The following is a 26476-nucleotide window of genomic DNA, read 5'->3' as shown; positions in this document are numbered from 1 at the left end:
CTATCCGCCCACAGAGGCGTGTTCGTCCGGCGGTTCTCCGGGGACCCCGTCCGGCGCGACCGCCGGGTCCTCGGTGAGCAGCCGTTCCAGCGCGGCACGGTCCGGGAGACCCTCCGGCCGTACGACCTCACCGTCGCGGACGTAGAGGAACGCGGCCGTCACGGATTCCAGGGGCACTCCCTGCCGTTCGGCCCAGCCCAGGCGGTACAGCGCGAGCTGGAGGGGGTCGGCCGTGCGGCCGTGACCGGTCTTCCAGTCGACGATCTCGTACGTCGTCGCCTCGCCGTCGTCGTTCCTGTAGACGGCGTCGATCCGGCCGCGGACGACCCGCCCGGCGATCGCGAGCTGGAAGGACACCTCGACGCGGTACGGGGTGCGGTGCGCGTAGGGAGTGCGTTCGAAGGCGTCCTTCAGGGTCTGTAGGTCGTGCTCGTCGGCGATCTCGGCCTCGCCGCCGGGCAGGTCGTCGGGGTCCAGCATCGGCAGCCGCAGCTCTTCGAAGCGGGACTCCACCCAGGCGTGGAAGCGCGTTCCCCGGCGCGCGGCGGGCTGCGGGGGGCGCGGCATGGGGCGTGCGAGTTCCTGCGCGAAGCCGTCGGGGTCGGCGGCCATGCGCAGCAGTTGGGAGGCGGTGAGCGAGGCCGGCAGGGGCACGTGGGTGACGGTCTCGCGGGCGCGCAGGAGTTCTCCGGTCAGCGCGTCCAGATCGCGGTCCCAGGAGGCGAGGGTGCGGGCCTCTTCGGGGGTGAGGCGCTCGCTCACGGCCTCCCGGGGGTGCGGGAGGAGGACGGGCGGCCGGTCCTGGTGCTGCACCGTCGGACGTTCGCTCCCGCGGTCGGCCGGGCCGCCCCCCGGTCGTTCCGTCGCCCAGGAGTCCCAGTCCGAGCCGTCGTCCTCGGGCAGGCCGCCGTCCGCGGGGCCGTCCTCCGGGAAGCGGTCCTCGGGGAAGGGGTCGTCGGGAAGGTCCCCCTCGAAGAACTCGTCCTCGGGGAAGCCTTCCTCGTCGTGGGGCGGGATGTCGTCCTCCGACGGGGACGGCCACTCCGGATCGTCGTACGACCCGGGGCCGTGGACGGCCGGGTACGGGTGGGCGTCGGAGCCCCGGTGGACCTCGTCGTGCGACGCGACCCGCTCCAGATGGGCGAGCACGGTCTCCGCCGCCGCGCGGCGCCGCGCGAGGGCCGTGTCGTCGAGCGGGAGCGGCCAGGCGTGGTCGGCGGCCGCCTCGTGCAGGGCCGGGTTCTCCTCGTCCTCGGCCGGTTCGTCCGCCCAGACCTCGATCTCGCCGTGTCCGGCCGCGCAGTGGTCGTGGAGGGCGTGCAGGAAGTCCGAGGGGCCGCGCGGCCGCTTCTGGGAGGGCCCCCACCAGTGGCCCGAGCCGAGCAGGAGCGAGCGGGGGCGGGTGAACGTGACGTAGCCGAGGCGCAGTTCCTCGGTGTGCTGGTGGGCCTTCATGGCCTCGTGGAAGGCCTTGAGGCCCTTGGCGTCCCAGGTGTCGACGTCGGGCAGCGTGTCGGCGTCGCCGCGCAGCCGGTGGGGCAGGACCTTGCCCTGGGCGGTCCACTTCTCGCGGCCCTGGCTGCTGGGGAAGGTGCCGGTGACGAGGCCGGGAACGACCACCACGTCCCACTCCAGGCCCTTGGACTTGTGCGCGGTGAGCACCTTGACGGTGTTCTCGCCACCGGGCAGGGCGTTGTCCAGGCCCTTCTCGTACCGCGCGGCGGTGCGCAGGAAGCCGAGGAAGGCCAGCAGGCTCGCCTCGCCGTCGCCGGACGCGAAGGACGCGGCGACGTCCAGGAAGTTGGACAGGGTCTCGCGGCGGCGGGCGGCCAGGGCGTGCGGGGACGCGGAGAGTTCGACCTCGAGACCGGTGACGGCGAGGACCCGGTGCAGGACGTCCATCAGCGGGTCGGCGAGCGAGCGGCGCAGATCGCGCAGCTCGGCGGCGAGCCGCGCGAAGCGCACGCGCGCGTCCGGCGAGAAGGGCAGCCCGTCGTCGTCCCCCGCGGTCTCGACGGGCGTCTCCAGGAACGTGTCGAGGGCGTCGGCGAGCGATATCACCTCGGCCGGGTCGACCCCCTCGACGGCCGCGGCGAGCCTGCGGTCCGGATCGTCGTCGGCCCCCGCGCGCGCGGGGGACACGAGCAGACGGGCGCGGCGCCCGAGGAGGGCGAGGTCGCGCGGGCCGATCCGCCAGCGCGGGCCGGTGAGCAGCCGGACCAGGGAGGCGTTCGCCCCCGGGTCCTGGAGGACTTCGCAGACGGCCACGAGGTCGGCCACCTCGGGCAGGTGCAGCAGCCCGGAGAGGCCCACCACCTCGACGGGGACGTCACGGGCGACGAGCGCGCCCTGGATCTCGGCGAAGTCGGCGGCGGTGCGGCACAGGACCGCGATCTCGGCGGGCGCCTTTCCGGTGCGGACGAGGTGGGCGATCGAGTCGGCGAGCCAGCCGATCTCCTCGGCGTGGGTGCGCAGCAGCGCGCAGCGCACGACGCCGTCCCGCTCGGCCCCGGGGGCGGGCCGCAGTGCCTCCACGCCCGCGTGCATGGCGCGCAGCGGCTCCGCGAGGCCGTTGGCGAGGTCGAGGAGACGGCCGCCGCTGCGGCGGTTCTCGCTGAGCGACTGGCGGGTGGCGGACCGGCCGTCGGGGCGCGCGAAGTGCTCGGGGAAGTCGTCGAGGTTGGCCACGGAGGCGCCGCGCCAGCCGTAGATCGCCTGGCAGGGGTCCCCGACCGCGGTCACGGGATGTCCGGTGCCGCCGCCGAACAGTCCGGCGAGCAGGACGCGTTGGGCCACCGACGTGTCCTGGTACTCGTCCAGCAGGACCACCCGGAACTCGTCCCGCAGGATCTCTCCGACCTCGGGGCGGGTGCGGGCCAGGGTGGCCGAGAGGGCGATCTGGTCGCCGAAGTCGAGGAGGTCGCGCTCTCGCTTCGCCGCCCGGTAGCGGCCCACCAGCTCGGCGAGTTCACGCCGGGCCGCGGCGGCCTCGGGGACCTTGCGCAGGTCCGCGTTGGTGAGCCGGGCGCCCTCCAGGACGCGCAGCAGTTCGGCGTCGTGGGCGCGCAGGTCCTCCGCCGCCACGAGGTGTTCGGCGAGCTCGGAGTCGAGGGCCAGGAGGTCGCTCACCAGGTCCGGGAAGGACCGGGTCAGCGCCGGGTACGGGCCCGGCGCCTCGCGCAGCACGCGCGCGGCGAGCTGGTAGCGGGTGGCGTCGGCGAGGAGCCTGGAGGTCGGTTCGAGCCCGATGCGCAGGCCGTGGTCGGTCAGCAGACGGCCCGCGAAGGCGTGGTAGGTGGAGATGACCGGCTCGCCCGGCGGGTTGTCGGGGTCGATGACGTCCGGGTCGGTGACTCCCGCCTTGACGAGCGCCTTGCGGACCCGCTCGGCGAGTTCGCCCGCGGCCTTGTTGGTGAACGTCAGACCGAGGACCTGCTCGGGGGCGACCTGTCCCGTGCCGACCAGCCACACCACGCGGGCCGCCATCACCGTGGTCTTCCCCGAACCCGCTCCGGCCACGATCACCTGCGGGGCCGGTTCCGCGGTGATGCAGTCCGTCTGTTCCGGGGTGAACGGGATGCCGAGGAGCTCTTTGAGCTGTTCGGGGTCGGTGATGCGGGCGGGCATGCGCAGAGGTTAGCGGCGTCCACCGACAGCGACGGCCACATTGCCGCCCGGGGTGAAATAACCGCAGGTCAACCCATGTGGTGCGATACGTCACTCGACCACTTGCCGGCCCTCCGGCCGGGCACTGCAGGACGCCTGGAAGGAGCAGTGCGTGCAGTGCTGTCCCGTCGTCGGCGAGAACCGTTCGTCGAGGACCTTGCCGGCGGCGTTCGCCAGCAGGTCGCCGACCCACTCGCCCTCCAACGGCTCCTGCGCCTGCACCTTGGGGAGGGTCTCGCCGCCGTTCTTCTTGGCGGCGCCCTGGCGGAGCTGGACGAGCTCGGCACCGCCCGCTCCGGGGCGGGCGCCGTCGAAGACGTCGTCGACCGCGCCCTCGCCGACGGCGAGCTGGTAGACGGCGAGCTGCGGGTGGCGCCTCACCTCGTCGGCGCTCGGCGCGTTCTTGCCCGTCTTGAAGTCGACCACGTAGGCGCGGCCCTCGGTGTCCGCCTCGACGCGGTCCATGGAGCCGCGGATGCGCACTTCGTAGGAGCCCGCTTCGAGGGTCACGTCGAAGTCGTGCTCGCTGGCCACCGGCGTGCGACCGGTGCGGTCCATGACGTGCCACCTCAGGAAGCGTTCGAGCGCCACGCGCGCGTGCTCCTTCTCCTGCGCGGACTTCCAGGGCGCGTCGAAGGCGAGCGCGTTCCACACGGAGTCGAGGCGTTCCATGAGGACGTCCAGGTCCGCGGGGGTGCGTCCGGACGCGACCTCGTCGGCGAGGACGTGCACCACGTTGCCGAAGCCCTGGGCCGCCGTCGCGGGTGCGTCGGCCTTCACCTCCCGTCCGAGGAACCACTGCAGGGCACAGGTGTTGGCGAGTTGGTCGAGGGCGCTGCCGGAGAGCACGACGGGCTGGTCGCGGTCGCGCAGCGGGACCTTGCTCTCCGTCGGCTCGTACATGCCCCACCAGCGGTAGGGGTGCGCGGAGGGGACGAGCGGGCGGCCGTCCTCGTCGGCGAGCGCGGCGAGCCGGGCGAGGCGGCGGGCGGCGGCCTGCCTGAGGTTCTCCGAGACGCGCGGGTCGACCGTGGTGGCGCGCAGTTCGGCGACCAGCGGGGCCACGGCCAGCGGGCGGCGCGGACGGCCCGTCACGTCCTTGGGCTCGACGCCTAGTTCGGTGAGGAAGCGGGAGGGCTGGTCACCGTCGTCGGCCGGCGCCTTCACCGCCGTCACGACGAGCCGTTCACGCGCGCGGGTGGCGGCCACGTAGAACAGCCGGCGCTCCTCGGAGAGGAGCGCCCCGGGCGTGAGGGGTTCGGCGAGTCCGTCCCGCCCGATGCGGTCGGCCTCCAGCAGGGAGCCGCGGCGGCGCAGATCCGGCCACAGGCCCTCCTGGACGCCCGCGACGACGACGAGACGCCACTCCAGTCCCTTGGAACGGTGTGCCGTCATCAGGCGTACGGCGTCGGGGCGCACGGCCCTGCGGGTGAGCGTGTCGGCCGCGATGTCCTCGGCGTCGATCTCCTCCAGGAAGTTCAGGGCGCCACGGCCTCCGGTGCGCTCCTCCGCCCGGCCGGCGGTCGCGAACAGCGCGCACACGGCGTCGAGGTCCCGGTCGGCGTTGCGTCCGGCCGCGCCGCCGCGCCGGGCGGCCCGTTCCAGGCGCTGCGGCCAGGGTGTGCCGTCCCACAGGTCCCAGAGGGCCTCCTCGGCCGTTCCGCCGCCCGCGAGGCGCTCACGCGCCTTGCGCAGCAGCGCGCCGAGGCGCTGGGCCCCCCGGGCGTAGGCGGGATCGTGCGCGACGAGCCGCTCCGGCTCGGCCAGCGCGCGGGCGAGCAGGACGTCGGACGGCGGCGGTACGAGGTTCCCGCCGGCGCGCTCCTCCTCCCGCAGGGCCCGCCCGAGGCGCCGCAGGTCCGCGGCGTCCATGCTCGCGAGAGGCGAGGCGAGGAGGGTGAGCGCGGTCTCGGTGTCGAGCCAGGACACGACGTGGACGCCGGTGGCGTCCACGTACGGTTCGGGGCCGGCGGGCGGATCGGTCTCGGCACGCCCGCCGGTTTCGGTGCCGGTTTCGGTGCCGGTTTCGGTGCCGGTTTCGGTGCCGGTTTCGGTGCCGGTTTCGGTGCCGGTGTCGGTGTCGGAGGCCGTCCCGGCATCCGGCTCCGTGCGGGTCCGCGCGTCGGTGGCGGCACCGGACGTCCCGCCCGCACCGGACACCCCGTTCGCGCCCGTCTCCGACTCCGCGCGGGCCACCGCCCGTAGTGCCGTCAGCAGGGGCGCGACCGCGGGTTCGTGCCGCAGGGGCAGGTCGTCGCCGTCGATGTCGAGGGGGACACCCGCCGAGGTGAGCGCCCGCCGGATCGTGGGGATCGTCCGGGAACCGGCGCGCACCAGGACGGCCATCTCCCCCCAGGGGACCCCGTCCTCCAGGTGGGCACGGCGCAGGATGTCCGCGATGTTGTCGAGCTCCGTGCCGGCCGTCGGGTACGTGTAGACCTCGACCTGCCCTCCGTCCCGCACGGCGGACAGCTCACGGTGGGCGCGCACCTTCTGCGCGGGCAGCCGGGTCAGCGGCATGCGCAGGGTGAGCCGGCGGGTGGCCTCCAGCAGAACGGCGCCCGAGCGGCGGGAGGTGCCGAGGACCTCGACCGGAGCCGGTCGGCCGTCCGTGCGCGGGAAGGCCTCGGGAAAGTCCAGGATGCCGTTCACGTCGGCACCGCGGAAGGCGTAGATCGACTGGTCGGGGTCGCCGAAGGCGACGAGGGTGCGCCCGCCGTCGGCGAGGCCGCGCAGCAGCCGCACCTGCGCGGGGTCGGTGTCCTGGTACTCGTCCACGTAGACGGCGTCGTACCGGGCCGCGAGCCGTTCGGCGACCTCGGGCCGGCGGACGAGGAGCACCGCGCGGTGCACCAGTTCCGCGTAGTCCAGGACTCCTTGCAGGTCGAGGACGTCGAGGTACTCGGCGAGGAAGGCGGCCGCCGCGCCCCAGTCCGGGCGGCCGATGCGGCGCGCGAAGGCCTCCAGGGCGTCGGGGCCGAGACCGAGTTCCCGGCTGCGGGCGAGGACCGCGCGGACCTCGTCCGCGAAGCCGCGCGTGGTCAGGCAGGCGCGCAGTTCGTCCGGCCAGCGCACATGGGCGAGGCCCAGCCGGTCCAGGTCCGGCTGCCCCGCGAGCAGCTCGCGCACGGTCACGTCCTGCTCGGGGCCGGACAGCAGCCGCAGGGGCTCCACGAACAGGTCGCTGTCCTGGTGGGCCCGGATCAGGGCGTAGCAGAAGGAGTGGAAGGTGGTGGCCCGGGGCGCGCGGGCGGTCCCCGTGCGCAGCGCCATGCGGTCGCGGAGCTCGACGGCCGCCTTGCGGCTGAACGTGAGCACCAGGATCCGTTCGGGGTCGGCGCCGCGTTCGATCCGGGCGGTCACGGACTCGACGAGCGTGGTCGTCTTGCCCGTACCGGGACCCGCGAGCACGAGCAGCGGTCCGCCCTCGTGGTCAACCACCGCGCGCTGTCCTGCGTCAAGACGAGGGGGATCCACCCGGGCCGGCGCGGTGCGCACCAGCCGGTACACACCGCGGGCCCCCTGGCGCACGGACGGGTGCGTCAGGCGTCTGGTGGAAGAAGTGGAGCTCACGTGGTTCGCCGGTCCTGGTGGTCGTACTGGTTGGCGGACCGCCGCGTGGAGGGCGGCGACCGCGGGGTGAGGGGGGCACGCGCCCACGACGCTACGCCGGTGCGGCCCACGGAAGGAGGGCTTCCGATTCTTCCCTCAGGTCCCGTGCGTCCCGCGCGTCCTGTGCGTCCCGCGCCCTACGAACGTACGGCATGTCACGGATGTGCCTCGTTTCGCTCGTACGGGCCCCGTTTTCCCCTTCGGGCCCGTGAATGCCGGAAGCTGTCAGGTGTGACCTTCCGCGCGTTCGCCGCCGTCCCATCGGGCCCGTCTCATGTCGACGCGCGGCAGATGTCCCGCGGAGGCCCGGCTCGCCTCCTTCAGAGGCGTTCCCTCGGCACGGTAGTGAGCCAGCGCGTCCAGTTCGTGGCCGGGCAGCAGCACGCCGTCGGCGCGCATGACGCGCCACCACGGAACAGCTCCGCCGTACAGGGCCAGCACCCGGCCCACCTGGCGCGGCCCGCCCTCCTCCAGCCATTCGGCGATGTCGCCGTACGTCATGACGCGGCCGGGCGGGATCAGCTCGGCGACGTCGAGGACCCGCTCCGCGTACTCCGGCAGGGCGTCCGCCGGAAGGCTCTCCTCGCTCATCCGCCCCATCCTGCCCCACCCCACCGACAACGTGACACGGCGGCGACTGTGGATATTCCTTCCCGCGGAGTGACGCTTGCAGCAGATTGCGTGCCCCTCATTTGCACCCTGATGCCCCCGTGTGTCGGTCTGGCATGCCACCATCGTGCGGGCGGTGACTGGTGATACGAGATCAAGAAGAGACCATGAGGCAGCAGGGCGTGCACCCCGAAGACGCGGAGGGCACCTCCGCTGCCTCGTCACGCCCGGACACCGGCGGCGTCGACGAGAAGGACACCGGCGACAAGGCGGACGAGTCCTCCTCCGCGACGAGCGGGACCGGCTCCGGCGAGGCGGCGGGATCCTTCCCTGAGGCCCCCGAGATCCCGTCCCGGCCCCATGGGGACGAGCAGCGGCGGGCCGAGCGCGGCACGGGCTGCGTGGAGGAGGTCCACGCCGACGAGGTCGAGGGCGACGAACCGCTGCTCCCCGCGCGCGTGCACCGCCCCTCCGACCTGATGCGGCTCCTGGTGGGCGTTCTCGCGATCGTGGTGCTGCTCGGCATCGCCGCGTTCGCGCACGGCACCACCTCGGGCCTCGAACAGGACATCAACAAGGGCACCGGGCAGGCACCCGATCTGCTGATCAAGATCGCGGGGCTGGCGTCCAGCATCGCGATCCTCCTCGTGCCGGTCGCCTTCGCCATCGAGCGGCTGGTCAAACGGGACGGGCTGCGCATCGCCGACGGCGTCCTCGCCGCGGTCCTCGCGCACGGGGTGACGCTCGCCACGGACCTCTGGGTCGCGAAGGGCGCCCCCGGTTCCATCCAGGAGGCGCTCACCCAGCCCTCGCCGGGTGACGTCCACGCCCTCACCGACCCGGTGCACGGCTATCTCGCCCCGGTCATCGCGTACATGACGGCCGTCGGCATGTCCCGCAGACCGCGCTGGCGCGGGGTGCTTTGGGTCGTGCTGCTCCTCGACGCCTTCTCCATGCTGGTGACCGGCTACACGACCCCGTTCTCGATCATCCTGACGGTGCTGATCGGCTGGACCGTCGCCTACGGGACGCTGTACGCGGTCGGTTCGCCGAACGTGCGGCCGACCGGACGGACACTGATGGCGGGCCTCCGGCACGTCGGCTTCCACCCGGTCAGCGCGGCCCGCGAGGAGACGCCGGAGACGGCGGAGAGCGGCGACCGCGGCCGACGCTACTTCGTCACCCTGGAGGACGGCCCGCCGCTGGACGTCACGGTCGTCGACCGCGAGCAGCAGGCGCAGGGCTTCTTCTACCGCGCCTGGCGCCGTCTGACGCTGCGCGGGATCACCACGCGCCGCAGCCTCCAGTCGCTGCGCCAGGCCCTGGAGCAGGAAGCCCTCCTCGCGTACGCGGCCATCGCGGCCGGGGCCAACGCGCCCAAGCTGATCGCGACCTCCGAGCTGGGCCCGGACGCCGTGATGCTCGTCTACGAGCACACCGGCGCGCACACCCTCGACTCGCTGCCCGACGAACTGATCACCGAGGAACTGCTCCGCGACACCTGGCACCAGGTGCAGGCGCTGCAGTCCCGGCGCATCGCGCACCGCAGGCTCGCGGGCGACGCGATTCTGGTGGATCGTTCCGGCACGGTGATCCTCACGGATCTGCGCGGCGGCGAGATCGCGGCGGGCGATCTGCTGCTGCGCATGGACATCGCCCAGCTGGTGACCACTCTCGGACTGCGCGTGGGCGCCGAGCGCGCGGTGGCGTCGGCGGTGGGCGTGCTCGGTCCGGACGCCGTCGCGGACTGCCTGCCCATGCTCCAGCCGATCGCGCTGACGCGCTCCACGCGCGCGACGCTGCGCAGACTCGCCCGGGAACGTGCGCAGCGCGAACGCGAGGCGGTGCTGGAGGCCTCGCGGCAGGCCAAGCTCGCCCGCGCCGCCGAAGCGGCCGAGGACGGCGCGCAGACGGCGCAGCCCGTGTCGGAGAAGGCCGGGAAGAAGGCCGTACGCGCCGAGCAGCGCGCCGAGAAGCGGGCGATCGACGAGGCCCTGGACGAGGCGCGCGAGGAGGATCTGCTCACCCAGATCCGCCACCAGGTACTGCTGATCAGGCCGCAGGCGCCGGTGGAGCCGGCCCGCCTGGAGCGGGTCAGACCCCGCACCCTGATCAGTTTCATCGCCGGGGCGATCGGCGCGTACTTCCTGCTCACGCAGCTCACCCACATCGAGTTCGGCACCCTCTTCGACAACGCCGAATGGGGCTGGGTCGCGGCGGCCGCGCTGTTCTCCGCCCTGAGCTACTTCGCGGCGGCGATGAGCCTCCTCGGCTTCGTGCCCGAGCGGGTGCCGTTCCTGCGGACCACGGCGGCCCAGGTCGCCGGCTCGTTCGTGAAGATCGTGGCGCCCGCCGCGGTCGGCGGCGTCGCCCTCAACACACGCTTCCTCCAGCGGGCCGGGGTGCGGCCGGGACTCGCGGTGGCGAGCGTCGGCGCGTCGCAGCTGTTCGGGCTCGGCTGCCACATCCTGATGCTGCTGTCCTTCGGCTATCTGACCGGCACGGAGAAGACGCCGTCCCTGTCCCCGTCCCGTACGGTCATCGCGGGTCTGCTGACGGTCGCGGTGTTCATCCTCGTCGTGACGTCGGTACCGCTGCTGCGCAAGTTCGTCTCCACGCGCGTGAGGTCGCTGTTCGCGGGTGTCGTACCGCGCATGCTGGACGTCCTGCAACGGCCGCAGAAGCTCGTCACCGGCATCGGCGGCATGCTGCTGCTGACGGCCTGCTTCGTGATGTGCCTGGACGCGTCGATCCGCGCGTTCGGCCACGGGGAGACGAGCACGCTCAGCCTCGCCAGTGTCGCCGTCGTCTTCCTCGCCGGCAACGCGCTGGGCTCGGCGGCCCCGACCCCGGGCGGTGTGGGCGCGGTCGAGGCGACCCTCACCGTCGGCCTGATCGCCGTCGGTCTGCCCAAGGAGGTCGCGGCGCCCGCGGTGCTGCTGTACCGGCTGCTGACCCTGTGGATCCCGGTGCTGCCAGGATGGCTGTTCTTCAACCAGCTGACACGCAAGGGCGCGCTCTAGGGGGTCCCCGCGGGACCGCCTAGAGCGCGCCCTGTCCACCGGCGTACGGGCCGTCCCGTCCCGCCCTCGCCCCACGGGTGCGGGTCCCCGGCGCGTCCTCACCCACACGGCTCGTGCCCCGAGCGCCCCTCCTCGGACGCCCGCAGGATGGGGAACATGCCGAACCCGTCCCGGTCGCGCGCCGCCGCCCTGGCCGTCACCGCCGTCCTGCTGACCTCGTGGGTGTCCGGCTGCGGCGGCGACTCCGAGGACGAGGACCTGACGGCGCAGAAACTGGACTGGAAGGCGTGCCCGGCACCGTCCGAGGCCCAGGGCGGCGGCAGTGCCCCCTCGCCCCTTCCGGGTGGCACGGAGTGGCAGTGCGCCACGTTGAAGGTGCCCCTCGACTGGTCCGACCCCAAGGGCGACACGATCGGGCTCGCGCTGATCCGGGCGAGGGCGAGCGGCGCCCCCGGCAGGCGCATCGGCTCGCTCGTCTTCAACTTCGGCGGCCCCGGCGGCTCGGGCGTCGCCTCCCTGCCCGCCTTCGGACAGGACTACGCCGCCCTGCGCACCCGCTACGACCTGGTGAGCTTCGACCCGCGCGGCGTCGGCCGCAGCGCGGGTGTGAAGTGCGAGGACGACCGGCAGCTCGACAGGTTCTTCCAGCAGGACGCCACTCCGGACGACGCCGCCGAACAGCAGGAACTCCTGCGGAACACCAGGACGTTCAACGCGGCGTGCGAGAAGAACTCCGGCAGGGTCCTTCCCCATGTGCGCACCACGGACGCCGCTCGCGACATGGATCTGATGAGGCAGGTGCTCGGCGACGACAAGCTGCACTACTTCGGCATCTCGTACGGCACCGAACTGGGCGGCGTCTACGCCCACTTGTTCCCGAAGAACGTGGGACGGGCCGTCTTCGACGGGGTCGTCGACCCGACGCAGGACGCGGAGCAGAGCTCGCTCGGCCAGGCCAGGGGCTTCCAGCTCGCGCTGGACAACTTCGCCCAGGACTGCGTCTCGAAGGCCGAGGGCTGTCCCATCGGCGACAGTCCCCAGGACGTCAAGGACCGCATCGCCGGTCTGCTGAAGGACCTCGACAGCAAGCCGATCCCCGGCGTCTTCCCGCGCCGACTCACCCAGACCGCCGCGACCAGCGGCATCGCGCAGTCGCTGTACTCCAAGGATTTCTGGGAGTACCTGACGGAGGGACTCGAGCAGGCCTACGACGGCGACGGCAAGGTGCTGATGCTGCTGTCGGACTCGATGAACGGACGCAGCGAGAACGGCCAGTACAGCAACATCACCCCGGCGAACATCTCCATCAACTGCGCCGACGACAAGCCGCGTTACACCGCGGACCACGTGAAGTCGAAGCTCCCCGAGTTCCGGGCCGCCTCGCCGCTGTTCGGCGACTACCTGGCCTGGGGCCTGGTCGGCTGCACCGACTGGGCCGTGCCGGGAGCCGCCGAGCACCCGGACGTCAGCGCCCCCGGCGCGGCACCGATCCTCGTGGTCGGCAACACCGGCGATCCCGCCACCCCGTACGCGGGCGCCCGGGCGATGGTGAACGCGCTCGGCAAGGGAGTCGGGGTCGAGCTGACGTACAAGGGCCAGGGGCACGGGGCGTACGACAGCGGGAACAAGTGCGTGCAGGGCGCGGTGAACGGCTATCTGCTGGAGGGCACCGTACCGTCGGCCGGCACTGTCTGTTCCTAGGAATTGCAGGTCAGAGCGTTATCCACAGGCCTCGGCAGCGGTCGGCGACCGACGCCTACTATGGCTTGCGTGTGATCCGCGGAATCGGGCGGACCACGGGCGAGGGGGGACACCCATGACACGTTTCGCACGGTGGACGGCCGCGGCCGCCGCCACGCTGCTGCTGGCCGGCTGCGGCGGAGGTTCCCCGGCCGACGGCAGAGACGAGGGGAAGAACGGCGACAAGGCGCCGGCCACCGCACAGCCCTCCGGTGGGTCGCCGGGGCTGCCCGCATCGCTCACCTCGCAGAAGCTCGACTGGGGCCGCTGCAAAGGCACTTCCGACTCCCCCGCACCCGGGAGCGGCTGGCAGTGCGCGACGCTCAAGGCGCCGCTGGACTACGCGAAGCCGGGCGGCGAGACGATCGACCTGGCGCTCATCCGCTCCAGGGCGACCGCCGGCCAGGACAAGCGCATCGGCTCGCTCCTCTTCAACTTCGGCGGCCCCGGCGGCTCGGGCGTCTCCACGATGCCGTGGTACGAGAGCGCCGTCGGCCCGCTCCACCGGCGTTACGACCTGGTGAGCTGGGACCCGCGCGGGGTGGCCGCCAGCGAAGGTGTGCGGTGCCGCGGGGACAAGGCCGTCCAGGCCGCCGAGTCGGTGGACGCCACACCGGACGACGCGGCCGAGGAAGCGGCGTACTTCAAGGACGCCTCGGACTTCGGAAAGGGCTGCGCGAAGGCCGCCGGAAAGCTGCTGTCCCACGTCTCGACGACGGACACGGCCCGCGACATGGACCTGATGCGCCAGGTCCTCGGCGACCGACGGATGCACTACTTCGGCATCTCCTACGGCACCGAACTGGGCGGCGTGTACGCCCACTTGTTCCCGAAGAACGTGGGACGCCTGGTGCTGGACGCGGTCGTCGACCCGAGCGCCGACACCGTGGGCCACGCCAAGAACCAGACGCTGGGCTTCCAGCGCGCCCTGGACGACTACCTCAAGTCCACCGGGCAGGACCCGAAGCAGGGCTCCCGGAAGATCGCGGACCTGCTGAAGCGGATCGACGCGAAGCCGTTGCCCGCCACCGGCGGACGTGAGCTCGGCGAGACGCTCGCTCTCACCGGCATCGTGCTGCCGCTCTACAGCAAAGAGGGCTGGCCGCGTCTGACCGCGGCCCTGAAGGACGCCGAGAACGGGGACGGTTCGGCCCTGCTGACGCTCGCCGACTCCTACAACGACCGTGACGCCTCGGGGCACTACGGCACGACGACCCATTCCCAGCGGGTCATATCGTGCCTGGACGACAAGCAGCGGCCGACTCCCGAGGAGACCAGGAAGCGCCTGCCCGAGTTCGAGAGGATCTCGCCCGTCTTCGGGGACTTCATGGGCTGGGACACGGCGGGCTGGTGCCACGACTGGCCGGTGACCGGTCAGTTCGACCATCCCGAGGTCAGCGCGCCGGGAGCCGCCCCCGTGCTGGTCGTCGGCAACACCGGGGACCCGGCGACCCCCTACGAGGGCGCGCGCAGGATGGCGGACGGACTCGGCAAGGGCGTGGGCGTGGTGCTCACCTGGAAGGGCGAGGGTCACGGCGCCTACGGGAGCGGCAGCGGCTGTGTCGACTCGACCGTGAACAGCTATCTGCTGAACGGGGCGGTACCGAAGGACGGCAAGGTCTGTTCATGACGACGGCGGGGGTTCCGCGGACACCCGGTCCGCGGAACCCCCGCCGCCGAAAGAGCGGGACGGTCCGCCGGTCAGTACACCGGCTTCTCGGGCTCGATCTGGTTGACCCAGCCGATCACACCGCCGCCGACGTGCACCGCGTCGGAGAAACCGGCGGACTTCAGGACGGCGAGGACCTCCGCACTGCGGACACCCGTCTTGCAGTGCAGGACGATCTTCTTGTCCTGCGGCAGGGTCTCCAGGGCGGTGCCCATGAGGAACTCGTTCTTCGGGATCAGCTTGGCGCCGGGGATCGAGACGATCTCGTACTCGTTGACCTCACGGACATCGATGATCTCGATGTTCTCGCCGTCGTCGATCCACTCCTTGAGCTGCTTGGGAGTGATCGTCGAACCGGCGGCCGCCTCCTGCGCCTCCTCGGACACGACGCCGCAGAAGGCCTCGTAGTCGATGAGCTCGGTGACGGTGGGGTTCTCGCCGCAGACCGCGCAGTTCGGGTCCTTGCGGACCTTGACCTGGCGGTACTGCATCTCCAGGGCGTCGTAGATCATCAGACGGCCGACGAGCGGCTCACCGATGCCCGCGAGGAGCTTGATCGCCTCGTTGACCTGGATGGAGCCGATGGACGCGCACAGCACGCCGAGGACACCGCCCTCGGCGCAGGAGGGGACCATGCCCGGCGGCGGGGGCTCCGGGTAGAGGCAGCGGTAGCAGGGACCGTGCTCGGACCAGAAGACGGAGGCCTGGCCGTCGAAGCGGTAGATCGAACCCCACACGTACGGCTTGTTGAGCAGCACGCAGGCGTCGTTGACCAGGTAGCGGGTCGCGAAGTTGTCCGTGCCGTCGACGATCAGGTCGTACTGGCCGAAGATGTCCATCACGTTCTCGGCCTCGAGCCGCTCCTCGTGAAGGACCACGTTCACGTACGGGTTGATGCCCAGCACGGAATCACGCGCGGACTCGGCCTTGGAACGGCCGATGTCCGCCTGGCTGTGGATGATCTGACGTTGCAGGTTCGACTCGTCGACCTCGTCGAACTCCACGATGCCGAGCGTGCCGACGCCCGCCGCGGCCAGATACATCAGGGCCGGCGATCCGAGGCCGCCGGCGCCCACACAGAGCACCTTGGCGTTCTTCAGCCGCTTCTGCCCGTCCATGCCCACATCGGGGATGATCAGGTGGCGGGAGTACCTGCGGACCTCGTCTACGGTGAGCTCAGAGGCTGGCTCGACCAGGGGTGGCAGCGACACGGGGACTCCGTTGGTCGGTCTATCACTACGGTTGTTCTTCCCGTAACACTGCCACGCCCTTCTTCATTCCGAGACACCCGTTCCGATCCGCGAGACGATTTCGTCCCAGTAGCCGGGCATCGCCTCCCAGGGGTCGACCGTCCCTCCGCGATCGGAGCGGTCGGTGAAGTAGATCGTCGCGGCGCCCTGCCAGCGGGCGATGCGCAGGGCCTCCTCCAGGTGGCCGCGCGGCACACCGTGCACGAAGTGGCAGAAGCGCTCGGGAGGGTAGTCGGCGGTCCACTCGGCGACCTGCGACCAGCGGTATTCCGTCCACGGGCCCGAGAAGGTCACGAGCTGGTCGGCGATCTCGGCGTATCCCGGGTGCGGGTGGGTGCCATGACCGAGCACGAGGTGGGCGCCGTCCCCGAGCGCGCGCAGTTCGTCGGCCGTCCGGCGGACGTCGGACAGCGCGGCGCGTTCGGTGGGGCAGCGGTCGAGGACGAATCCGTCGGCCTTGTACCAGTCGAGGTGGCGGCGCGCGTCGGCGACCATCTCGCCGAAGGGACGCAGCCCACGGGCGGCGTCGACGAGTCCCAGCACCCGGACCCCCGCGTTGCGCAGCCGCCCCGTGGCCTCCAGACAGCGCGGGTCGGGTCGCTCGCCGGGACCGCTGTCCACGTTCAGGACGACCCAGTGCAGGGGGGTGCCGGGGCGGGTGAGTTCGTCCCATTCCATCGGAGCGACGAGGGGGTGCGCATAGCCGGGGACACCGAAGCCCAGTTCCAGATCGGTGCTCGCGCTGCCGGCCGCGGTCCTGGTCAGATACGACACGCCGCCTCCATCCAGATGTCGGCGAGGGACTCCTCGAGGTTGATCCGGGGCCGCCAGCCGAGCCGGTCGCGTGCGGTGCGCACATCGGCCTGCTGCCAGCTGCCGCAGCCGTCCGGGTAGGGGTGGGCGACCGGGGCGGCGTGATCGGGCTCGTGGCGGGGGTGGCCGATGCCCGGTCGCACGGGCGGGCCGGGCGGGCCGTCGAGCTCGTGCAGGTTGCCGCTGTAGCCGGCCACCCTGGCGAGGATCCCGGCGACGTCACGGAGGCGCACGGCACGGCCCGAGCCGATGTTGATCACGCCCTGCGCGGCGGACAGGGAGGCGGCGTGGACGGCGCGGGCGACATCACGGACGTCGATGAAGTCGCGCTGGACGCCGAGGCCGCCGAGCTTGAGTTCGCCGTCGCCGGCCTGCATGGCACGGCGCAGGGCTTCGGCGAGCCGGCCGAGCGGGGATCCGGCGGGCGTGCCGGGTCCCGCGGGGGAGAAGACGCGGAGCACGACGGCGTCCAGGCCGGAGCCGAGGACGAGTTCGGTCGCGGCGAGTTTGCTCACTCCGTACGGGCCGCCCGGGCGCGGCACGGCGTCCTCCGCGGTGGAGGAGCCGGGCTGGCTGGGCCCGTACTCGGCACCACAGCCGATCTGGACGAGCCGGGCCCCGCAGCCGCTTCGGCGCAGGGCCTCGCAGACGGTGGCGACGGCGACGGTGTTGTGCCGGGTCAGTTCGCGGGCGCCCCCGCGGATGGCACCCGCGCAGTTGATGACGACTCCGGGGTGCACCGCGTCCAGGAAACGGGTGAGCGCGCCGGGGCTGCCCGAGGCGAGGTCGAACCGTACGTCGGCGTCGTCGCCCCGGCCGAGCGCGGTGAGCTGCACGGCCGGGTCGGCGAGCAGTCTGTCGGCGACGAATCGGCCGAGGTAGCCGTTGGCTCCGATCAGCAGGACCCTCATCGGGCGGCTCCCGGGGCGGATTCTCCGGTTCGGGAGGTGATCATCTGACTGTCTCCTTCGAGGTGTTGCCATAGGTCGTGGAGAGGGCCCGCGGTGTCGGCCCCGCGGGAGAAAGAGGGCCCGGATCCGGGACGCCGTCCGGACTCCGGGGAGGACTCACGGCGGTGGGAGTGCCGTGGTCCGGTTCCGGACGGCCTTCGGCCGCCCGGTCGAACGGGCCGTCGGGCCGGCGGGCTCGGTGCCGGTGCCCCCGGGCCCGGATCGATCACGGCTCATGGGGCCTCGCAGGACGGGGCGTGGGCCGAGGCACGGGTGAGCGTGCGGGTCGCCTGGACGAGGAGGACGAGAGCGCCCGCCCCGCAGGCCAGAGCCGGCACGGCCCCGGGGCCCGCCGCTTCGGCCAGGCCGTCGACGGGGGCGGCCAGGAAGGAACAGCCGGGCAGCCGCGCGGCGAGGACCGTGGCGAGAGCGGTGGCCTCCGCCGCACCCGCGCCGACGAGCACGCGGCCCGGTACGCGGGTGAAGCCGCGTGACACGAGCATCCGCGCGAGGAGGAGCAGTGCGCCGAGCGCGCCGGCTCCGGCGTAGGCGGGTGACTCGTCCAGTACCGTCCCGCACAGCGCGAGCAGCCCGCACAGCGCGGACAGGAACAGGCCGAACACCCCGATGAACAGAGGGCGTACGGAGGCGGCGAACTCCTCCAGGCCTCGGCTGGCGCTCAGCCGGCGACGGGCGCGGGCGGCGAAGAGGTGGGCGCACCAGGCCGCCGGGGCGCAGGCCAGGAAGAGGGCCGACACGGACGCGGTGGCCAGGGGCCAGGGGCCGTGCGGGCCGCCGTCCAGGCCGGCGCTCAGCAGTCCGTCGCCGACGAGGGAGTACGCGATGAGCCAGCAGGTCCACGCGCGTGCGGCGCCCGTCGTGCGGTTCCGGGTGCTCAGGGGGCCGCGCCGGAAGGCGAGGTACAGGCCCGCCGCCATGGCCGGGGCGCCGAACGCGGCGACGGCCGGACGCGACGGTCCGTCGGTGAGCCGCAGAGCGACGACGACGGCCGTACCGAGGACACCCGGGACCAGGGCGAGCACCGCCCAGTAGGCGCGCGGTCCGGGACGCCCCGGGGTCTCGGCGCGGGGCGGGTCCTCCCCGTCGCGGGCCGCGCGGGCGTACATCTCCTCGGCGAGCGAGAAGACGTCCCGGTGCCGCAGCCGGGCGGCGGTCCGGTCGGTGACACCGTGCGCCTCCAGGCCCGCCGCGATCTCCAGCGGGTCCACGGCCCGCTCGCAGAGTTCCCGGTGCCGGTGCATGAGCGCCTTCACCGGGTCCACCGCTCCGCGGTGCCCGGCGGGCCGGCCGGTTTCGCCCGGGGCGTCGAGTCCGCCCGGGGCGCCCGGTCCCACGCTGTCGATCGTCACGCGCCCTCCCCCGCGAAGACGCGTACCGGCGCGGGCGGGGGCACGGTGGCCCGTACCGGCGCGCCCTCCGCCCAGCGCGGCCGGCGCTCGGTCATGAAGCGGGTCACGGTCCAGCGGCCGGGCACATGGGCCTCGGCGGGGACGCCGAAGGGCAACGGCTCCCCCTCGTCGTCCACGACGACCCGGCGCACCGGGGAGTGCGAGACGATCTCCAGGTAAATGCCGTGAAATGCCGTGACGTTCTGCTCGACGGTGAAGAGTTCGAGAGCGCGTGCGCGGGCGGCCGCGCCGAGCCGCTCACGGCGCTCGGGGTCGCGCAGCAGTGCCACGCACGCCTCCGCGAGCGCCCGCGGGTTGCGCGGCGGAACCACCAGACCCGTACCGCCGATGACCTCGACGACCGCGCCGACGTCCGTGGAGACGGTGGCCCGGCCGCAGAACATGGCTTCGACGAGGCCGACCGGGAAGCCCTCGACGACGCTGGACAGGACGACCAGGGCTCCGCAGGCGTAGGCCTCCTCGAGGCTCGGGATCTCCGGACCGCCGATCTCCTCGAAGGAGACCGGGTTGTCGCCGACCGCGTGCGCGCCCTCCGCCTCGTCGGGGAAGAGCTGCGCGGCCAGCGCCTTGCAGTGGGTCAGATAGGTGGCGGCCTCCGGGGCCTCGGCGGGGGCGCCGACGATCCGCAGCCGGGTCCCCGGCTCGGCCCTGCGGACCTCGGCGAAGGCGTGCAGCAGGGAGATCAGGTCCTTGGAGGGCTCGATGCGGCCGACCCACACCAGCGTGTCGGGGTCCGCGCACCGGCTGCCCCGCACCCCCTCCCCCACGTCCGCGAAGCGCGCGGCCTCGATGCCGGGGTGGACGGTGCGCAGTTTGGCGCGGTCGGCGCCGCAGCGCTCCTGCCAGCGGCGGGCGTGCGTGTTGCCGGGGGTGACGATCGCGGCCGCGCGGTAGACCTCGGTGGCGAGCCTGCCGTGGAACGCGGCGAGCAGCGCCCGGACGGCGGGGGCCTCTTCGAGGGTCGCGGCGGCCAGGTAACGGGCCCGCAGTTGCACGCCGTACTCGGTGACCAGCAGCGGGACACCGAGGAAGTGCCGGGCGAGGAGGCCGGGCAGGGCCGCCGCCCCGCCCGCCGCGGCGTGGCAGAGGTCGGCCGAGCCGAGCGCGTCGTCCTCGTACCAGTCCAGCGAGAGGGGGCGCAGGGTGCGCTCGAGGTGTGTGGCGACGGTGAGCAGATCGGGCACGCGCGCGGTGCGGGCGGTACGGAGTGCGCCCGGTGCGCGACAGGCGCGTTCGAGGACGCGCATCGCGGTCTCGGAGCGCAGCGCGCCGGCCAGCCCGCCCTCGTCCCGGGCGAGTTCGGCCAGCCCGTACAGGGCGCTGGCGAAACGGTCCGCCTCGGCGTCGGCGGAGTCCTCCGGCTCTCCCGGGGCTTCAGCGCCCGCGGCTCGGGGGGCCCCGCACACCGTCGCCAGCAGCTCTCCGTACGCCTCGGCGAACCGGCGCCGGGTGCGGCGCCCGTACACCACCCCGTCGCTGTGCGCCGTCCACAACGGTGCCGTGCGCACGCGGCCGACCTGGGGCGGCAGTTGGATCCAGCCCTGGTCCTCCTGGCGCTCGGTGCGGCTGAGCGCGTAGACGTCGAACTCGTGCTGCCCGAGCCCGCGCACGAGCCGGTCGCACCAGAGTCCGGCGTCACCGCCCACGTACGGATAACCACCCTCCGTAAGCAGTCCGATGCGCACGACCACACCCCCGATCTCCCGTATGGGGAGCCTCCGTTGACCCGGCGGCTCGCAGCGGGACGAAGGTATGCGGACAAGGCGGTGGTACGACGGACGGTTGTCCGTCGTACCACCAGAAGGGGTGAACGGTCGTAACTTTCCCGCGCGGGCCGCGTTCCGTCGCGCTACGAGATCACGTGGGCACGTCCTCGCGGGCCCCGGGCCCTCGGATCACGCCGGGGACAGCTCTCCCCGCTCCGCGCGGCGCCGTGCCGCGACCTCCGGGTCGAGTGCCGGTACGGCGGCCAGCAGCTGTCGGGTGTACGGGTCGCGGGGGCTGTCGTAGACCTCGTCGGCGGGACCGTGCTCGACGATCCGGCCGCGCCGCATCACCGCCACGTGGTCGCTGACCTGGCGCACGACCGCGAGGTCGTGCGCCACGAACACCAGCGCCAGCCCGAGTTCCCGCTGCAGCTCGCCGAGCAGGGCCACGACCTGGGCCTGCGTGGTGACGTCGAGCGCGGAGACCGGCTCGTCGCACACGATGACGGCCGGATCGGCGGCCAGTGCCCGCGCGATGCCGACCCGCTGGCGCTGTCCGCCGCTGAACTCGTGCGGGTAGCGGCCGTAGTGCGCCCCGTCGAGCCCCACGCGTTCCAGCAGTTCCCGTACGCGTCCTCGGACGCGTCCCTCGTCCTTCTCCCCGCGCGCCCGCAGCGGGTCGGCGATGGACTCGCCGACGCTGCGCCGGGGGTTGAGGGAGGACACCGGGTCCTGGAAGACCATCTGCACCGAGGGGCGGACGCCGGACTGCTCGCGTCCTTCGTACCGGACCACGCCGGCCGTGGGCTCCAGCAGTCCGACCAGCATCCTTCCCAGGGTCGTCTTCCCGCTGCCGCTCTCGCCGACGACACCGAGGGTCTCGCCCCGGCGGACGCTCAGCGACACGTCGTCGACGGCCGCGAAGCTGCGCTTCCCGCGCCCGAACTCCCGCCGGAGCCCGACCGCTTCGAGGACCACGTCGTCCGGCCGGACGTCCCCGGCGAGGCCGGCGCCGTCCTCGGGGCCGGTCCGTCCGGCCGTCCGGGGGGTGTCCACGCGGGGTACGGCGCCGAGGAGTTCGCGGGTGTACGGCTCGCGGGGCGCGCCGAGGACGGCGGAGACCGGACCGTGCTCGACCGCGCGTCCGTGCCGCATCACCAGGATCTCGTCGACGCTCTCGGCAGCGACCCCGACGTCGTGGGTGACCAGCAGCAGCCCGGTCCCGGTCTCCTGGCGCAGGGTGTGCAGGAGGTCGAGGATCTGGGCCTGGACGGTCACGTCGAGGGCCGTGGTCGGCTCGTCGGCGATCAGGAGCTCGGGCTCGCAGGCCAGGGCCATGGCGATGAGGGCGCGCTGACGCATGCCGCCGCTGAACTCGTGCGGGCGCGAGCGGGACCGGCGTGCCGCGTCGGGGATGCCGACCCGGTCCAGCACCTGTACCGCACGCGCGCGTGCCGCTCGCCGGGACGCCTTGGTGTGCACCCGGTACACCTCGGCGATCTGGTCGCCGACCGCGTAGTACGGGTCGAGGGAGGACAGCGGGTCCTGGAAGACCATGGCCGCCTTCCCGCCGCGCAGCCCGCGCAGTTCGCCGTCGGACGCCCGCCGGACGTCGACGCCGGCCACGCGTACCGTGCCGTCGACGCGCGCTCCGGTGCCCCGGTGCAGCGCCAGCAGGGCCGACGCCACGGTGGACTTGCCCGAGCCGGACTCGCCGACCAGGCCCAGCGCGGCGCCCTTCTCCAGCCGGAAGGAGATTCCGTCGACGGCCCGCAGCCCCCCGAAGTCGACGACGAGGCCGCTCACCTCGACCAGCGGGGCGCCGGCGGAAGCCGGCACGGGAGCCGGGGAAGGCACCGCCGGACGCGGCACGGAAGAAGCCGTCACGGAAGGAGCCGTCACGGAAGGAGTCGGGGAAGAGTCGCTCATGCCAGCACCACCCGTCGGTCGGCCACCGCGTAGAGCACGTCCGCGACGGCGTTGGCGATGACCACGAAGAAGCCGATGACCAGGACCATGCCGACGACCACGGGAAGGTCGACGACGTTCACGGCGTGCACCAGTTCCTGGCCGATGCCGGGCAGTCCGAAGAGGGTCTCGGTGAGCACGGCGCCGCCGACCGCCGACCCGAAGGTGTTGGCGTTCAGCGCGATGATCGGGGCGAGGGCTCCCCGGACCGCGTGCCGCCCGATGACCGACCGCTCCCCCACGCCGTACGCGCGGAAGGTCCGGATGTGGTCCTCGGCCAGCGTCTCCAGCATCGAGGACCTGGTCAGCCGGGCGAAGGCGGCGGCTTCGACGAGGGCGAGCGAGAGCCAGGGGAGCACCAGGTTCCACGCCCACTGTTCGGGGTCGTCGGAGAGGTTCACGTACTGCGGGAAGGGCAGCAGTTCGAGCTGGCCGCAGACGACGATCATCAGGATCAGGCCGATGACGAAGACGGGCGTCGCCTGGCCGGCGAGGGTGAGCCCGGTCAGCACCCGCTCGCTGAGCCGGCCGCGCCGCCACGCGGAGAGCACGCCGGTGCCGACGCCGAGCACGAGCCACACGGCCATCGCGCCGAACACCAGCGACAGGCTGACCGGCAGCTTCGTCAGGATCAGCCGCATGACCTGCTGGTCCGTCTGGTACGACAGCCCGAGGCAGGGGGCCGGGCAGTGCTGGACGGAGGTGCCCGTCGAGTAGTCCTGGCCGGTGAGGAGTCCCTGGAGGAAGTGCCCGTAGCGCACGTACAGCGGGTCCCCGAGGCGCAACTGCTCGGCGACCTGGTGCACCTGGGCGGGCGAGCAGCGCGGGCCGCAGGTGATCTGGGCGACGTTGCCCGGGGTGGCGTAGAAGACGACGTAGACGATCACCGAGATGGCGAAGAGGGTGATCACGGTGCCGAGGGTCCTGCGCAGGACGAATCCGCCGAAGCCGCTCATGCCGTGGCCTCCTTCGTCCCGTCGGCGGGCGTGCCCGGCCGGGGCAGGTCCGTGCCCGCGGTGGTGCCCGCGTCGGCCCTGGCCTCTCCCCTGCGGCCCGTGCCGACGCGCAGGCGGGAGGCCGCGCGCGGGTCGAGGGCGGTGCGCACGCCGTCGCCGAGGACGGTCAGGGCGAGGACGGTGACGAACAGCGCGCCCGCGGGCAGCAGCAGGTACTGCGGGGCGGCCTGGTACCAGACGTCGGCGGCGGTCAGCATCTGTCCCCAGGACGGTGTCGGCGGCTTCACGCCGACACCGAGGAAGGACAGGGCGGCCTCGACGCCGATGTTCATCGGCACGAGGAGCGCGGAGTAGGTGATGAGCGGGGCGGCGAGCCCCGGCAGCAGGTCGCGGCGGGCGATCCGCCAGGTGCTCCAGCCGCTGAGCCGCGCGGCGGCGACGTAGTCGAGCTGCTTGAGCGTGAGCGTCTGCGCGCGCACGATCTTCGCGAGGGTGCCCCAGGCGATCAGACCGATGACGAGGGCGACCAGGACGGGCCGCGGGAAGCTGCCGGGCACGATCGCCAGCAGGGCCAGCGACATGATCATCAGCGGCAGGGCGACGATGATCTCGGTGGTCCTGCTCAGCACCTGGTCGACCCACCGGTTCCCGAGCGCCGCCGAGACGCCCACGACCACGGCGATGAGGACCTGCACCAGGGTCGCGGCGATCGCGACGCCGAGGGAGACCCTCGCGCCGTACACCAGGCGCGCGAACAGGTCGCGGCCGGTCTGGGGTTCGACGCCGAGCCAGTGGTCGGCGCCGATGCCGCCGAGCGGGCCGACGGGGACGCCGCCGCGCGCGGAGTCCACCAGCGAGGGGTGGTAGGTGGTGGGGTCCTGGCCCTCGATCGCCGTGAGCAGCGGTGCCGCGAGCGCGACCAGGACGAGCAGCGCGACGACGGCGGCCGCGACGAGGGCGGCGCGCTGCGCACGCAGCCGCCGCCAGAACTGACGGGCCCCCGAGGCCCCCGAGGCGGAGGAGTCCGCCGCGGGGGCCGGGGAGGCGACGAGTGCCTCGCTCACGGTGCTACTTCACCGCGACCTGGGAGATGTCCAGGACGCCGGTCCAGTCGCTGATCACGATGTTCTTGACGCCCTTGCCGTACAGGCGCTTGTAGACGGGGTGGAACAGCGGGACGGTCAGCGCCTGCTCACCGATCTTCTTGTCCAGCGCGCCCCAGCGCTCGGCGGCCTTGCCGAGGTCGGTCAGCTTGTTGATCGCGTCGATCTCGGCGTTGACGGACTTGTCGTCGAGGAAGCCGGTGTTGAAGTTGGCGCCGTCCTCGACGATCTGCCGGCCGTCGAAGATCGGGGCCAGGAAGGGGCCGCCGGAGGGCCAGTCGGCACCCCAGTGGGCGAGGAAGAAGCCCGGCTCGGTCTTCGCGCCGTGGATCTTGTCGCTGTAGTCGTTCTCCTCCAGGCCCTGGAGCTTGACCGTGATGCCGGCCTTCTTGAGAGCGTCCTGGATCGCGGTCGCGATCTCCGGGCTGGTCTCGAAGTCCTTGCTGTTGGAATGCGTGAGCGTCACGCTCAGGCCGTTCTTGTAGCCGGCCTCGGCCAGCACCGCCTTGGCCTTGGCCGCGTTGCCGGAGGCACCCGCCGGGAAGTGGTCGTACGGCGTGTAGCCGAAGGACTTCTGGTTCGGCAGGTAGGTCGTCGCGGGCTCGGCGAGCGAGGAGCCGCCCGCCGCGTTGATCACCGAGGTGCGGTCGACGGCGTACGCGATCGCCTGGCGGACCTTCGGGTTGTCGAACGGCTTCACCTTCGGGTTGAAGGCGATGTAGTTCGTGTAGCCGAAGTGCCCGGTCCCGACGCGGGAGGCGAGTTCCTTGTCCCCGGTCACCTTGGCGAGCTCGGCCGGGCCGAGGTTGGTGTCCGTGGTGACGGCGGCGGCGTCGGCGCCCTGGGAGGAGGACAGTCGCTGGTTGATCACGGAGGAGTCCAGGCCGGACCGGACGTCGATCCTGTCCGGGTAGGCCTTGCGCTCGGCGTCGGTGGACGCGGACCAGTGGGTGTTGCGCTCCAGGGTGAGGCGCTCGCCGTCGTTCTCGTTCTTGACGACCTTGTACGGACCCGAGGAGACGGGGTGCTCCTCGTACTTCGTGCCGGTGTCCTTGGCCTTGGGGACGGGCGTGAACTGCGTCTGCGTGGCCAGGTAGGGGAACTCGCCCTCGGGCTTGTTCAGGTGGAAGACGATGGTCCGCGCGTCGGGCGTCTCGATCGAGGCGAGGCCCTTCTTGTCCTTGTAGGGCCCCTGGTAGTCGGCGCCGCCGATCAGCCAGTCCCTCAGGTAGGGCGCGCCGCCGGAGAGTTCGGCGGCGAAGGAGCGCTCGATGCCGTACTTGATGTCGGCGGAGGTGATCGGCGTGCCGTCCTCGAACTTGAGGCCCTCCTTCAGGGTGTACGTCCACACGGTCGCGTTCTTGCTCGGGCGGCCGGTGTCCGTGGCGAGGTCGGGGACGACCTGGGCGCCGGCGGCCCCGTTCTCACGGTTGCGGGTGGTGAGCGTGCGGAAGACGAGCGAGGGCACGTTGCCGCCGCCGGAGGTGTAGAGCCGCGCGGGGTCGAAGTCCGACTGCGGATTGGAGTTCAGGACGGTGAGCGTGCCGCCCTTGTGGGGCTGGGAGTCGCCGCCGGGGCTCTTGGCATCGTTGTCCTTCGGCCCGCAGGCGGCGGCGCCCGCTGCCACGATCAGGCTGACGGATGCCGCGGCCACACGGCGCGCTGTGACGGACGGTTGACGCATCGGAAGACGACCTCTCGGATGACTCGAATACTGAGACGGAATGACACGGAGTGAGACGGAGGAGCGCAGGGCTCGCCCAGGGCGTCAGGCGTCGGAGTCCGACCGGACCGAAAGGGGCACGGGCGCACGGAACCGCGGAGGTTCAAGGGCGCACGGGTACAAGACGGGAAGGAGAGCGACGCACTCGCCGGGGGCGGGCGTCAGCAACAGTGGATGTCGGCCACGCAGAGCGCGGTCACGCCGATGAGCGCCAGCTCGATGGCGGCGCGAACGGAGGCGTGACGGGAGGACATGCGG

At 72.7% G+C, this 26476-nt stretch carries 16 protein-coding genes; 3 read left to right on the top strand and 13 right to left on the bottom strand.

Going from position 1 to position 26476, the window contains the following annotated elements; all coding sequences use genetic code 11:
- From CW362_RS04610 to CW362_RS04600, 3 genes are all read right to left on the bottom strand, one after another.
- Window positions 1–3627, bottom strand: coding sequence for a UvrD-helicase domain-containing protein (locus CW362_RS04610; RefSeq protein WP_103548036.1), 3627 nt, complete (start codon window positions 3625–3627; stop codon window positions 1–3).
- Between the two features lie 90 nt (window positions 3628–3717).
- Window positions 3718–7239, bottom strand: coding sequence for an ATP-dependent helicase (locus CW362_RS04605; RefSeq protein WP_103548035.1), 3522 nt, complete (start codon window positions 7237–7239; stop codon window positions 3718–3720).
- A gap of 264 nt (window positions 7240–7503) precedes the next feature.
- Window positions 7504–7869, bottom strand: coding sequence for an MGMT family protein (locus tag CW362_RS04600; RefSeq protein ID WP_162683959.1), 366 nt, complete (start codon window positions 7867–7869; stop codon window positions 7504–7506).
- Window positions 7870–8054: 185 nt separating this feature from the next.
- Between CW362_RS04600 and CW362_RS04595 the strand changes: the two genes are divergently transcribed.
- The 3 genes from CW362_RS04595 (at window position 8055) to CW362_RS04585 (ending at window position 14280) form a co-directional block, all read left to right on the top strand.
- On the top strand, window positions 8055–10910 hold the full coding sequence (locus tag CW362_RS04595; RefSeq protein ID WP_103548034.1) for a lysylphosphatidylglycerol synthase transmembrane domain-containing protein: 2856 nt from the start codon (window positions 8055–8057) through the stop codon (window positions 10908–10910).
- A 156-nt stretch (window positions 10911–11066) separates the two neighbouring features.
- Window positions 11067–12611 (top strand): alpha/beta hydrolase, encoded by a 1545-nt coding sequence (locus CW362_RS04590; RefSeq protein WP_103548033.1) that lies wholly within the window; start codon window positions 11067–11069, stop codon window positions 12609–12611.
- Window positions 12612–12726: 115 nt separating this feature from the next.
- On the top strand, window positions 12727–14280 hold the full coding sequence (locus tag CW362_RS04585; protein ID WP_103548032.1) for an alpha/beta hydrolase: 1554 nt from the start codon (window positions 12727–12729) through the stop codon (window positions 14278–14280).
- A gap of 71 nt (window positions 14281–14351) precedes the next feature.
- Here CW362_RS04585 and moeZ read toward each other — a convergent pair whose 3' ends face one another.
- The 10 genes from moeZ to CW362_RS45450 form a co-directional block, all read right to left on the bottom strand.
- A complete protein-coding gene (gene moeZ / locus CW362_RS04580) occupies window positions 14352–15530 on the bottom strand; it encodes an adenylyltransferase/sulfurtransferase MoeZ (RefSeq protein WP_103548031.1) in 1179 nt (392 codons plus the stop codon).
- Window positions 15531–15593: 63 nt separating this feature from the next.
- The gene (locus CW362_RS04575) at window positions 15594–16343 is read right to left on the bottom strand and encodes a spherulation-specific family 4 protein (protein WP_103548030.1); all 750 of its coding nucleotides are present in this window, start codon (window positions 16341–16343) and stop codon (window positions 15594–15596) included.
- On the bottom strand, window positions 16331–17293 hold the full coding sequence (locus CW362_RS04570; protein ID WP_103548029.1) for an NAD-dependent epimerase/dehydratase family protein: 963 nt from the start codon (window positions 17291–17293) through the stop codon (window positions 16331–16333). Before CW362_RS04570 ends, CW362_RS04575 begins: the two co-directional genes overlap by 13 nt.
- Window positions 17294–17565: 272 nt before the next feature.
- The gene (locus CW362_RS04565; protein ID WP_103548090.1) at window positions 17566–18594 is read right to left on the bottom strand and encodes a hypothetical protein; all 1029 of its coding nucleotides are present in this window, start codon (window positions 18592–18594) and stop codon (window positions 17566–17568) included.
- A 104-nt stretch (window positions 18595–18698) separates the two neighbouring features.
- Complete coding sequence (locus CW362_RS04560) at window positions 18699–20447, bottom strand: DUF3492 domain-containing protein (protein WP_103548089.1); 1749 nt, start codon at window positions 20445–20447, stop codon at window positions 18699–18701.
- 210 nt (window positions 20448–20657) lie between these two features.
- Window positions 20658–22397 (bottom strand): dipeptide ABC transporter ATP-binding protein, encoded by a 1740-nt coding sequence (locus tag CW362_RS04555; protein ID WP_103548028.1) that lies wholly within the window; start codon window positions 22395–22397, stop codon window positions 20658–20660.
- On the bottom strand, window positions 22394–23392 hold the full coding sequence (locus CW362_RS04550) for an ABC transporter permease (protein ID WP_103548027.1): 999 nt from the start codon (window positions 23390–23392) through the stop codon (window positions 22394–22396). Before CW362_RS04550 ends, CW362_RS04555 begins: the two co-directional genes overlap by 4 nt.
- Window positions 23389–24456 (bottom strand): ABC transporter permease, encoded by a 1068-nt coding sequence (locus CW362_RS04545; RefSeq protein WP_103548026.1) that lies wholly within the window; start codon window positions 24454–24456, stop codon window positions 23389–23391. The genes CW362_RS04550 and CW362_RS04545 overlap by 4 nt, the downstream gene beginning before the upstream one ends.
- Window positions 24457–24460: 4 nt before the next feature.
- A complete protein-coding gene (locus tag CW362_RS04540) occupies window positions 24461–26179 on the bottom strand; it encodes an ABC transporter substrate-binding protein (protein WP_103548025.1) in 1719 nt (572 codons plus the stop codon).
- Window positions 26180–26379: 200 nt separating this feature from the next.
- Window positions 26380–26472: an Ms4533A family Cys-rich leader peptide gene (locus CW362_RS45450; RefSeq protein ID WP_318658278.1), complete on the bottom strand. Its 93-nt coding sequence runs from the start codon at window positions 26470–26472 to the stop codon at window positions 26380–26382.
- Between the last annotated feature and the right edge of the window lie 4 nt (window positions 26473–26476).

The sequence above is a fragment of the Streptomyces populi genome, from assembly GCF_002911015.1.
Taxonomy (GTDB): domain Bacteria; phylum Actinomycetota; class Actinomycetes; order Streptomycetales; family Streptomycetaceae; genus Streptomyces; species Streptomyces populi.
Note: the sequence above shows the minus strand (reverse complement) of the source record. Positions and strands in the feature narration are given on the sequence as shown.

Bases quoted from the DNA above. Each gene is read 5' to 3' on its own strand.
- CW362_RS04565 (WP_103548090.1), bottom strand. From the start codon at position 18,594: ATGCACCGGCACCGGGAACTCTGCGAGCGGGCCGTGGACCCGCTGGAG.
- CW362_RS04600 (WP_162683959.1), bottom strand. From the start codon at position 7,869: ATGAGCGAGGAGAGCCTTCCGGCGGACGCCCTGCCGGAGTACGCGGAG.
- CW362_RS04550 (WP_103548027.1), bottom strand. From the start codon at position 23,392: ATGAGCGGCTTCGGCGGATTCGTCCTGCGCAGGACCCTCGGCACCGTG.
- CW362_RS04570 (WP_103548029.1), bottom strand. From the start codon at position 17,293: ATGAGGGTCCTGCTGATCGGAGCCAACGGCTACCTCGGCCGATTCGTC.
- CW362_RS04540 (WP_103548025.1), bottom strand. From the start codon at position 26,179: ATGCGTCAACCGTCCGTCACAGCGCGCCGTGTGGCCGCGGCATCCGTC.
- CW362_RS04610 (WP_103548036.1), bottom strand. From the start codon at position 3,627: ATGCCCGCCCGCATCACCGACCCCGAACAGCTCAAAGAGCTCCTCGGC.
- CW362_RS04590 (WP_103548033.1), top strand. From the start codon at position 11,067: ATGCCGAACCCGTCCCGGTCGCGCGCCGCCGCCCTGGCCGTCACCGCC.
- CW362_RS04585 (WP_103548032.1), top strand. From the start codon at position 12,727: ATGACACGTTTCGCACGGTGGACGGCCGCGGCCGCCGCCACGCTGCTG.
- CW362_RS45450 (WP_318658278.1), bottom strand. From the start codon at position 26,472: ATGTCCTCCCGTCACGCCTCCGTTCGCGCCGCCATCGAGCTGGCGCTC.
- CW362_RS04595 (WP_103548034.1), top strand. From the start codon at position 8,055: ATGAGGCAGCAGGGCGTGCACCCCGAAGACGCGGAGGGCACCTCCGCT.
- CW362_RS04555 (WP_103548028.1), bottom strand. From the start codon at position 22,397: ATGAGCGACTCTTCCCCGACTCCTTCCGTGACGGCTCCTTCCGTGACG.